11 protein-coding genes are annotated in these 8,770 nt (G+C 68.5%); 7 read left to right on the forward strand and 4 right to left on the reverse strand.

Annotated features, from left to right (window positions below):
* Positions 1–32: 32 nt before the first annotated feature.
* Positions 33–1,133 carry a DUF1214 domain-containing protein gene (locus tag AU185_RS09115; protein WP_059099499.1) on the reverse strand — a complete coding sequence of 367 codons (1,101 nt, stop codon included), beginning with the start codon at positions 1,131–1,133 and terminating at the stop codon, positions 33–35.
* Positions 1,130–1,705 carry a TetR/AcrR family transcriptional regulator gene (locus AU185_RS09120; protein ID WP_059099500.1) on the reverse strand — a complete coding sequence of 192 codons (576 nt, stop codon included), beginning with the start codon at positions 1,703–1,705 and terminating at the stop codon, positions 1,130–1,132. The genes AU185_RS09115 and AU185_RS09120 overlap by 4 nt, the downstream gene beginning before the upstream one ends.
* 97 nt (positions 1,706–1,802) lie before the next feature.
* On the opposite strand from AU185_RS09120, the gene AU185_RS09125 reads away from it, so the two are divergent.
* A complete protein-coding gene (locus AU185_RS09125; protein ID WP_082683808.1) occupies positions 1,803–2,984 on the forward strand; it encodes a sulfotransferase family protein in 1,182 nt (393 codons plus the stop codon).
* Here AU185_RS09125 and AU185_RS09130 read toward each other — a convergent pair.
* The gene (locus tag AU185_RS09130; RefSeq protein ID WP_059099512.1) at positions 2,981–3,547 is read right to left on the reverse strand and encodes a Clp protease N-terminal domain-containing protein; all 567 of its coding nucleotides are present in this window, start codon (positions 3,545–3,547) and stop codon (positions 2,981–2,983) included. The genes AU185_RS09125 and AU185_RS09130 overlap by 4 nt on opposite strands.
* A 2-nt stretch (positions 3,548–3,549) precedes the next feature.
* Positions 3,550–3,771, reverse strand: coding sequence for a helix-turn-helix domain-containing protein (locus tag AU185_RS09135; protein WP_059099502.1), 222 nt, complete (start codon positions 3,769–3,771; stop codon positions 3,550–3,552).
* A gap of 96 nt (positions 3,772–3,867) precedes the next feature.
* Between AU185_RS09135 and AU185_RS09140 the strand changes: the two genes are divergently transcribed.
* The 6 genes from AU185_RS09140 to AU185_RS09165 all read left to right on the forward strand — a co-directional run.
* Positions 3,868–4,869, forward strand: a complete 1,002-nt coding sequence (locus AU185_RS09140; RefSeq protein WP_059099503.1) for an AAA family ATPase — start codon at positions 3,868–3,870, stop codon at positions 4,867–4,869.
* Positions 4,870–4,876: 7 nt separating this feature from the next.
* Positions 4,877–5,749, forward strand: a complete 873-nt coding sequence (locus AU185_RS09145; protein WP_059099504.1) for a DUF58 domain-containing protein — start codon at positions 4,877–4,879, stop codon at positions 5,747–5,749.
* Positions 5,739–6,212, forward strand: coding sequence for a hypothetical protein (locus AU185_RS09150; RefSeq protein WP_059099505.1), 474 nt, complete (start codon positions 5,739–5,741; stop codon positions 6,210–6,212). The genes AU185_RS09145 and AU185_RS09150 overlap by 11 nt, the downstream gene beginning before the upstream one ends.
* A complete protein-coding gene (locus AU185_RS09155) occupies positions 6,203–7,207 on the forward strand; it encodes a hypothetical protein (protein ID WP_059099506.1) in 1,005 nt (334 codons plus the stop codon). The genes AU185_RS09150 and AU185_RS09155 overlap by 10 nt, the downstream gene beginning before the upstream one ends.
* The gene (locus tag AU185_RS09160) at positions 7,204–8,142 is read left to right on the forward strand and encodes a vWA domain-containing protein (protein WP_059099507.1); all 939 of its coding nucleotides are present in this window, start codon (positions 7,204–7,206) and stop codon (positions 8,140–8,142) included. The genes AU185_RS09155 and AU185_RS09160 overlap by 4 nt, the downstream gene beginning before the upstream one ends.
* Positions 8,142–8,770, forward strand: a 629-nt coding sequence (locus AU185_RS09165; RefSeq protein ID WP_059156965.1) for a hypothetical protein, incomplete at its 3' end; no start/stop codon positions are given. The genes AU185_RS09160 and AU185_RS09165, both read left to right, overlap by 1 nt.

Below are 8,770 nucleotides of genomic sequence, written 5' to 3' on the forward strand. Positions count from 1 at the left end.
CTAGCCGCGGAGGAGGCAGTCCCTGTACCGGCCTACGTAACGGTCGTCGGGGCGTCGGCGGCCTTGACCAACCGGACCTCGGGCCGGGCTGGCACCGCATCGGCGAGGAACCACCGGAACGCCAGGTTGCCGCGCGGATAGTCCACCGTGGTAACCGAATTCGGGTGTGCGGTCATCCCGCGGGAGATGACGACCGTGACCGATCCGTCGGAGTTGGGCACCGCGCTGTAGCCGTTGACCGATGTCCTGGCGTCGGTGACGCCGGCCATGAACTGGTTCCACACCACCAGGTTCCAGAACCGGCACGCCGGCGGCCGGTGCGTGACGACCAGCGCCTCGTCCTCGGAGAGCACGAAGCTGCCGTAGGCGTAGCACGCATCACGCGCGGACCAGCCGAAGTTCGCGTCGGGCACCTGGTACGGCTCGGCGAATTGGTTTGCCACTTGCGATATTTCGTGGCCGAGCGTGTGATGGTCGTCGCTTCGGACGCCGACCGCCAGCGGCACGATCGCGAACATCGTGCGCAGCCACGCCGCACTGGCCCGTAGCGCGGCCGCGGTCTCTGCGTCGCCGTGGCGGATCGGGTCGGGCTCGTCGAGCGCCTCGATCCGCCACGCCACCGGCCTGCCGGTCAGCGGGTCGGCCTGGTAGTCGCGGGTCACCAGCACCACGCCGTCGTCGGTGGGCCCGTAGGCGAATGAGAAGTTGCCGTCGCGGTCGATGTCGAGGTCGTCGTCGCGGACGATGGCCACCACGCGGTCGGACCACGCGCCGGGTGACGGCTCGTTGTAGGCGGTCACCGAGAAGTACACGCTGTCGCCCTTGTTACCGCTGATGCGGTAGCGGCGCTTCGGGTCGACCGGGCACATGAAGTACCAGGCGTCGGTGTTGTCGCCGCCCCAGCGGCGGTCGCGACGGAACGGGGTGTTGAGCTCGACCCACTGCGGCCGGCTCGGCTCGGCGAACAGGTAGGTGTCGAACGCGACGCCGAGCGTGGTGGCCAGCATGCGGTAGCCGTCGGCGACGTGGCGGTCGTCGGTAACGGCGCGATCCCCCTCGATGAAGCTGCGGTCCAGCCCGCCGAGTGTGTCGAGCAATTCGTGCCACGCCTTCGTGGATTCGTGGTCGGTCATGCGCTGAGTCCTCTCGTGATGAATTCGGCGGTGCGGTCCACCCATCCGTCGTCCAGGCCGTCGCCGCGGGTGATCAACGCCATGAACGTCATGCCCGCCACCGCCTCGACGACCTCGGCGGCCGATACGTCGGGCCGGACTTCCCCCCGCGCGACGGCCGCGTCGAGTCGGTCGGTCAGCCCGCGCGACAGCACGTCGGCGAAGCGTTCGAGCAGCGCCACGTGCAGTGTCGGGTTCGCGGCCATCTCACCGACCAGCCCGGGGAGTGCGGCGCGGGCGGCGGGAGTGGTCAGCACGCCGGCCGTCCGGCGGACCATTTCGCGGATGTCCCTGGGCAGCGATCCGGTGTCGGGAAGTTCGGTGGCGGTGCTGACCGGAAACACCGCCTCGTGCACGACGTGCGCCTTGCCCGGCCAGCGCCGGTAGATCGCGGGCTTGCTGGTTCCCGCCCGACGAGCGATCGCCTCGACGGTCAGGTCCGCGTAACCGGTCTCGCCGAGCAGCTCGACCGTCGCGCGCAAGACGGCGCCGTCGATGCGTTTGTCACGAGGTCGCCCGATTTCCGTCGTCATTACGAAACTGACAGTAACATAACTCGCTGTGACCGACACCACAGCACCCGCGCCCGTCGTGCTCGACGACCTCGCCGAGCCCCGCTTCCCCGCCGAGATGGAGCCGCTGCGCGAGATGATGGCCGCGATGGCGCCCGACTGCCCGCTCGACGCCGACGCGCTGCACGCCAAGGCCAGCGCCGAGACCGGGCTCGACGACTTCGGAGCGGACGACTACCGCGAGCGCCTCGACGTGTTTCTCGCTGCGCTGCAGGAGATCCCGGGTCTTCACGATGCGGGCGTCGTCAACTTCCACGCCCAGCTGTTGCAGTGGCTGAAGAACCGTCTGCTTCTCACCGACCTACTGACCCGGCATCCCGAGATCCACGAGATCGAGTTGGCGCCGCCGGTCGTCATCGCCGGTTTGCCGCGCACCGGCACGACGCATCTGCACAACCTGCTCGCCGCCGCGCGGACCTTTCGGACCGTCCCCTACTGGGAAAGCAATGAGCCGTTTCCGCTGCCGTCGGAGGCCGGCATCGAACCGGACCCGCGGCGAACCCGGATGGACGCCGCGGTGGAGTTCATGAACGCGGTGATGCCGCACTTCGCGCTGATGCACGAGATGACGACCGACCACGTGCACGAAGAGATCCAGCTGCTGGCCAACGACTTCTCGTCGATGCTGTTCGAGACGCTCGGGCACGTGCCACGGTGGCGCGACTACTACCTGAGCCACGACCAGACACCGCACTACGAGCACCTGGCCACCCAGTTGAAGGCGCTGCAGTTCCTGCGCGGCGGCAGGCGCTGGTTGCTCAAGTCCCCACAGCATCTCGAGCAGTTGCCTGTGCTCGACCGCGTGTTCCCCGGCGTGGTGGTGATCGCCACCCATCGCGATCCGGTGCCGGTGGTGTTGTCGATGCTCGCGATGCTCACGTACTCGGCGCGGATGCACTGCGCGCCGGTGCCGGTCGAGCAGATCGCGGCGTGCTGGGTGGACCGGCTCGAGCTCATGCTCAACGCATTGATCCGCGACCGCGATGCCATCGGGCCACAGCGCTCGATCGACGTTCGCTTCGACGACTTCATGGCCGACGAAATCGGGACCGCCGCAAGTGTTTACGAGCTGGCCGGTGAGCCACTCACCGATGAGGCACGCGCCGCGATGACCGACTATCTGACCGGACACCAACGCGGCCGGCTGGGCCGGGTCGCGACGTCAGCGGAGATGTTCGGGCTGGACCCCGAAGACCTGCGACGGCGGTTCGCCCCCTACGTCGATCGATTCCTGGCTTAAGCGGCCTCGTCGAGCAGTCCGACGACTTCTTCGCGCAGCCGATCCGCATCGACGTGCTCGGTGATCAGCCCGACGGCCGAGCGGTCACCACTGCGCAGGATGCCCAGGACCACGTGTTCGCAGCCAATCGTCGAATCCTTGTGCGCCAACGCTTCTCGCAATGCGAGTTCGAGCGCCTTCTTCGACGCCTTGGTGAACGGAAGGTGGCCGTATCGGCGCCTGCGCCGACCCGACTTGCGCAGCGCATTGTTCCAGGCGTCCTCACCGAAGGTGCGAGCGATCTTGTCCCGAACGGCGTGCAGGTCGATCCCAATGGCGCGCAACGCTTCTGCGTCGTCCTCGAATGTCGGGTCGTCCGCGTCATCGGACGGTTCCAACCGGCCGCGGACCGACTCGGCGGTCAACCCGTACGAGCCGAGCAGTCCCGACAGTCCACGACCCGCGCTCTGCAAGACGCCCACCAACAGGTGTTCGGGCCGGATCTCTTCTGCGCTCAGCTCACGGGCCTCCTCCTGCGCCAGCACCACGGCGACGCGGGCACTACGGGCGAATCGCTCGAACATCGTCATACCTTCCGGTTGTATTTCTTGTGCACGGCCTGTCGGCTGACACCCAGCGCGGCGGCGATGTCCTGCCAACTCCACCCCCGCTCGCGGGCGTTGGCGACGTGAATCGCCTCCAGTCGTTCCTGCAGTCGCTGCAGCGCCCGGATCGCACGCAACCCGTCGGCGGGTTCCGTGCTGGTGGCACCGTCGAGCATCGCTTCCAACAGGTCCTCATCTGTCATGTGTCAATCTTAGTTGACGACAGCTCCGTATGACAACCGTGTGTCGATACTCTGGCCCGGGTATCCGCATCCGGCAGCCGGACCCGAAAGGCATTCATGACCGCAGCACGGACACGCATCGACCAGCACGATCTCGCGGAGGCGCAGCGCATCGTCGCCGCGGTCTCCGACGCGTTCTCGACCAAGGTGGTCGGCCAGGAGAACCTCCGCGAGTCGTTGCTGATCGGCCTGCTCGCGGGCGGCCACATCCTCATCGAGAGCGTGCCGGGGTTGGCGAAGACGACCGCCGCGCGCGTCATCGCCGAGTCCATCGACGGCGGGTTCCGCCGTATCCAGTGCACGCCGGATCTGCTGCCGAGCGACATCATCGGCACCCAGGTGTACGAGTCGGCGACCAATTCGTTCGTCACCCAGCTCGGCCCGGTGCACACCAACATCGTGCTGCTCGACGAGATCAACCGGTCCAGCGCCAAGACCCAGAGCGCGATGCTCGAAGCGATGGAGGAACGCCAGACCACGATCGCCGGCACCGAGTACCCGATTCCCGAGCCGTTTCTGGTCATCGCGACGCAGAACCCCGTCGACCAGGAAGGTACCTATCCCCTGTCCGAGGCGCAGACCGACCGGTTCATGCTCAAAGACGTCGTGCACTACCCCTCCGCCGAGCAGGAGGTGGAGGTGATGTTCCGGATGGACGCCGGGCTGTACGACAAGAACCACCGCAGCAGGCCAGTCGCCGGTCTCGACGAGATTCGGCGGCTACAGGATGTCGTGCGTCACATCCACATGGACCGCGCGCTGATGCACTACGCGAGCCAGTTGGTCGGCGTCACCCGCGAACCCGACCAGCACCTGCCGCGCCAACTCGCCCGGCTCATCGAATACGGTGCCAGCCCGCGCGCCACCATCGCGTTCTGCAACGCCGCCCGGGCGCTGGCCCTGCTCTCCGGCCGCGCGCACGTCATTCCGGGCGACATCGCCAAGCTCGCCCACCGCGTGCTGCGGCACCGGCTCATCCTCGGCTTCGAAGCCGCCAGCGCGAACGTCACCCCCGAGCTGATCATCGACGCTGTCCTGCAAGCGGTTCGAGTCCCGTAGGGCCGTCATGGGCAAACACCTCACCACTGCGAGGACGCACTTCGGCACCGACACCCGCGGCATGCTCGAAGGCGGCCGCTACGCGCTCGTGCACACCCGCAGCCTGGAATTCGACGATCTGCGGCCCTACGTGCCCGGCGACGACGTCCGCGATATCGACTGGAAGGCCTCGGCCCGCTCCGGCCACGTGCTGATCAAGCGGTTCGTGTCCGAAAAGCACCACAAGGTGCTGATCGTCGCCGACGCGGGCCGCAACATGACCGCGCTGACACCGAGCGGCGAACTCAAACGCGATGTGGCCGTGAACATCATCGGCGCATTCGGACTCGTCACGCTCGGACGCTCAGATCAGATCGGCATGGTGTTCGGCGACGCGCGCGGCTGCGTCAACATCCGCCAACGCCGCGGCGAGACACACATCGAGAGCCTGCTGCACCGGTTCTACGGTCATACCGCGAACGCAGCCGGCCGCAGCGACATCGTCTGTCAACTGGATTACGTCGCAACGCATTACCGGCATCCGATGCTGATCGTCGTGGTGTCCGACGAACCGGAGGTCGACGAACGGCTCAGCGACGCCGTCACGCGCCTGACCGCCCGCCACGACGTGATGTGGGCGACGGTGTCCGACATGCCCGCCGTGGGCACAGCCGCCGACGATCGCGCCGGCTTCGACGTCTCGACAGGGCGTTTCGTTCTCGACACCGCCACGCTGGGCCCACGGGTGGTGGCCGCCTATCGCCGCGGCGAGCAGATGCGGGCGCACCGACTCGACGAGTTCATGACCGCCCACGCGGTTCCGCACACCAGGATCGCCGCCAGCAGCCAGATCCGCTCCCGGCTCGTCGAGTTGACCGGGGTGTTCGCCCGTGCCGGATGACCTGTTGCGGTTCGTCGGCGGGCCGATACCGTACTCGCCGGCATGGTTGTGGCTCGGCGTGCTGCTGACCGCCCTCGTGATCGTCTGGTATGTCGGCGTTTTCGTGTGGACGCTGCCGTCGCGGCGACTGCGCCGCATACCGGCGGTGCGTGCGCTGCACGGCAAGCTGCTGCGCCGCCGTTTCGCGCGGGCGGTGCGGCGTATCGCCGGCCGGCACCGCGACAGTGAGCTCACCGCCGCCGAGGCCGGTGCCGCGATGAGCCGCACCCTGCGCAGTTTCCTCAACCAGGCGACGGGTGTCCGGGCGCAGTACATGCACCTCGACGACGTCGCGTCCGGCGAGTTGGCGCCCGCCGCGCCGATACTCACAGCGCTCGACGACGCGCAGTTCAACGCCGCGTCACCGGTGCGCGTCGGTGAGACCGGCGTCGCGGTCGAGGAGCTGATCCGCTCGTGGCCCTGACCTGGTGGCCGGTCGCGGTCCTCGGATTCGTTTGCCTTGCAGGCGCTGTCGCGCTGGCCGTGTTGGTGCCGACGAAGTCCTCGCAGCGACAGTTGCGACCGCTGGCGAACACGGCGCGGTTGACCCGACTGCCGGAGTACGCGCGGGTGGCGCGCGCCCGGACCGTGTCCTTGATCGTCACGATCGCCTTGCTGGTGCTGTTGTTCGGAGCCGCGGCACTGGCCAGCGCCCGCCCCAGCGGCTTGTGGTGGTCGATGCAGACGTCCGACGTACCCGAGGACATCATGCTGTGCGTCGGCCAACCGGCCACCGAGCCCACCACCGGCGAGTTCCTGTCCCACTTCGCCGAGCAAACCAGGACGTACGGCACTCAGCGCATCGGATTGACCTCCGTCAACCGCCGAGTGATTCCGCTGACCCGTGATCACCCGTTCGCGGTCGAAAAGCTCGGTGAGGCAGCCGCTCTGGCAGACCTTCCGGCCGACAGCGCGCTCTCGCCCGCTCAGCTGTCGGGGAAGCGAAACGCGCTCGCGTCGTTCGCCGCACCCGTCACGTACGTGGACTACGCGCCGAGCGCCGCCGACGTCCTGGCGCTGTGCCTGGCCGGATTCCCGGCCGACGAACCGCCCGACGAGCGCCGGCGCTCGCTGATCTACCTGGGCCCCGGCCAGTTACGCGCCGCGGACGAGCCGCGCCCCTCCTTGTTCAGCGAGCAGCAGGTCACGGAGATGGCGCGTGAGCGCGGCGTCCAGGTCAATGCGCTGGTGTCGTCGCCGGGTCCCCTGCGGTCCGTCGTGGAAGCCACCTACGGGCGGTACGCGCCCATCGGGGCCGACCTGGCGGCTCAGGTGGACGGGATCCGCGCGCACCCGCCGGATGCCGACCGGTCCGCCGTCCTCACCGGGTTCCGCGGAGACACCCCGACCGTCCCGTTGGCGGTCGCGGTCGCGGTGTCGGCGCTGTTGTGCCTGTCCCTGGCGGTGTTGCGGCGATGACGTTCTCACCCGTCGTACCTCCGGTGCTTCTGATCGCGATCGCCGCGGCCGTGATCGTGCTCCGGCTCATCACCATGTGGCAGTTGGCGCACACCGCGCGGCAGCGATGGACGACCGTGTGGCGATGGTCGGCCCTGACGCTGGCGGTGGTGCTGATGTTGATCGCCGCGGCCCGGCCCGCGATCGGCGGCGGGGAGCAGGCCTCGGTCGAAACCACCTCGGGTGACGACGCGACGGCCAACGTGTTCCTGATCGTCGACCGCTCCGCCGACTCGGCCATCACCGATCACCTTGCCGGGCAACCGCGGATCGCCGGCATCCGCGACGACATCACCGCGCTCATCGACCGTTACCCGCGGGCCCGGTTCGCGCTGATCACGTTCGCGTCCCGCTCGTCGCTGGAATGGCCGCTGTCCGAGGACAACTGGAGCCTCAAGCCGGTCGTCACAGGTGTGCGTCCTTACCCGGACGGCACCGCAGCCGAGGTGAATGCGGCGGCCGCCGCGAATGTCCTTCGCTACCAGCTGATCGCGGCCGGCCAACGCGACCCGGATGCGCAGAACCTGGTCTTCTACTTCGGGTCGGGCGCGCCGTCGTCGCGGGTGCCGCAGGGCGAGTTCGACCCGGTGCCCGGCTCGGTGGACGGCGGGGCGGTGTTCGGTTACGGGGCAACACGAAACGAGCCGGGCCTTCGACGGGTCGCCGATCAGCTCGGCGTGCCGTTCGTAGCGCGCGACGCCACCCGCCCGGTCACCGAGGCGGCGCCCGACGTGAGCGGTGTATCGCCCGCGCAGTCCACCGGCACCGCGCCCGACCGCACGGATCTGTATTGGGTGTTCACCATGGTCGCGGCCGTGCTGTTGCTGTTCGAGATCTACCTCACGCTGCGCGAGTTTCGGACCAGCCGCGCGGCCCGCCGGGATGAGGACGTCTGATGCGCGCGCACAGTCCTCGTCCGTCGCGGTTGCGGTTGCGGCGCCGGCTGCTGCTGTTCTCGGCTCCCTTGGCGGTCGCGGTGATGGCGGTCGCCTTGAAGCTGATCTCGGCTGTGGTGGCCGGCGAATCGGCGGTCTCGAACTTCGCGCAGCGCGACGCCGATGCGCTGCGCGCCGATGTCGCGGTGATGGGTGTGCTCAACGTCGTCGAACCAGCGAGGGCGCCGTTCGCGGCCGGCGCGCTCGCGGTGCTCGACGGCCGTCTCGACGATGCCGACGCACACTTCTCGGACGCGCTCGGCCGTACGCCGCGTGAGCAATCGTGTCCGATCCTGATCAACCTGGAACTCGTCCGCGAACGCCAAGGTGACATGGACGCCTGGGAAAACCGACCCGACGCGGCCCGGGAGAGGTACCGCAGCGCGTTGGACATTGTGGAGAACGCGCCGGCGGGATGTTTCGAGGCCAACACCGATCCCGATCCCGAGCGCAGGGCCATCCGCAACGACGCGGCACCGCGGCTGATCGCCAAGCTGGCCGGTCTGACCGCTCCGCCGCCTGCGCCGCCACGAGCAGCAGACGCGCCAGCACATAGGCCAGCACATCGAGTACGAGCCGAGTCCCGCGA

The organism is Mycobacterium sp. GA-0227b, from assembly GCF_001499855.1.
In the GTDB taxonomy this organism is placed as follows: domain Bacteria; phylum Actinomycetota; class Actinomycetes; order Mycobacteriales; family Mycobacteriaceae; genus Mycobacterium.

Excerpts from the sequence above, each read along its gene's own strand:
- AU185_RS09115 (WP_059099499.1), bottom strand. The coding sequence starts at position 1,133 with ATGACCGACCACGAATCCACGAAGGCGTGGCACGAATTGCTCGACACA.
- AU185_RS09125 (WP_082683808.1), top strand. The coding sequence starts at position 1,803 with ATGGAGCCGCTGCGCGAGATGATGGCCGCGATGGCGCCCGACTGCCCG.
- AU185_RS09145 (WP_059099504.1), top strand. The coding sequence starts at position 4,877 with ATGGGCAAACACCTCACCACTGCGAGGACGCACTTCGGCACCGACACC.
- AU185_RS09130 (WP_059099512.1), bottom strand. The coding sequence starts at position 3,547 with ATGTTCGAGCGATTCGCCCGTAGTGCCCGCGTCGCCGTGGTGCTGGCG.
- AU185_RS09135 (WP_059099502.1), bottom strand. The coding sequence starts at position 3,771 with ATGACAGATGAGGACCTGTTGGAAGCGATGCTCGACGGTGCCACCAGC.
- AU185_RS09160 (WP_059099507.1), top strand. The coding sequence starts at position 7,204 with ATGACGTTCTCACCCGTCGTACCTCCGGTGCTTCTGATCGCGATCGCC.
- AU185_RS09140 (WP_059099503.1), top strand. The coding sequence starts at position 3,868 with ATGACCGCAGCACGGACACGCATCGACCAGCACGATCTCGCGGAGGCG.
- AU185_RS09120 (WP_059099500.1), bottom strand. The coding sequence starts at position 1,705 with ATGACGACGGAAATCGGGCGACCTCGTGACAAACGCATCGACGGCGCC.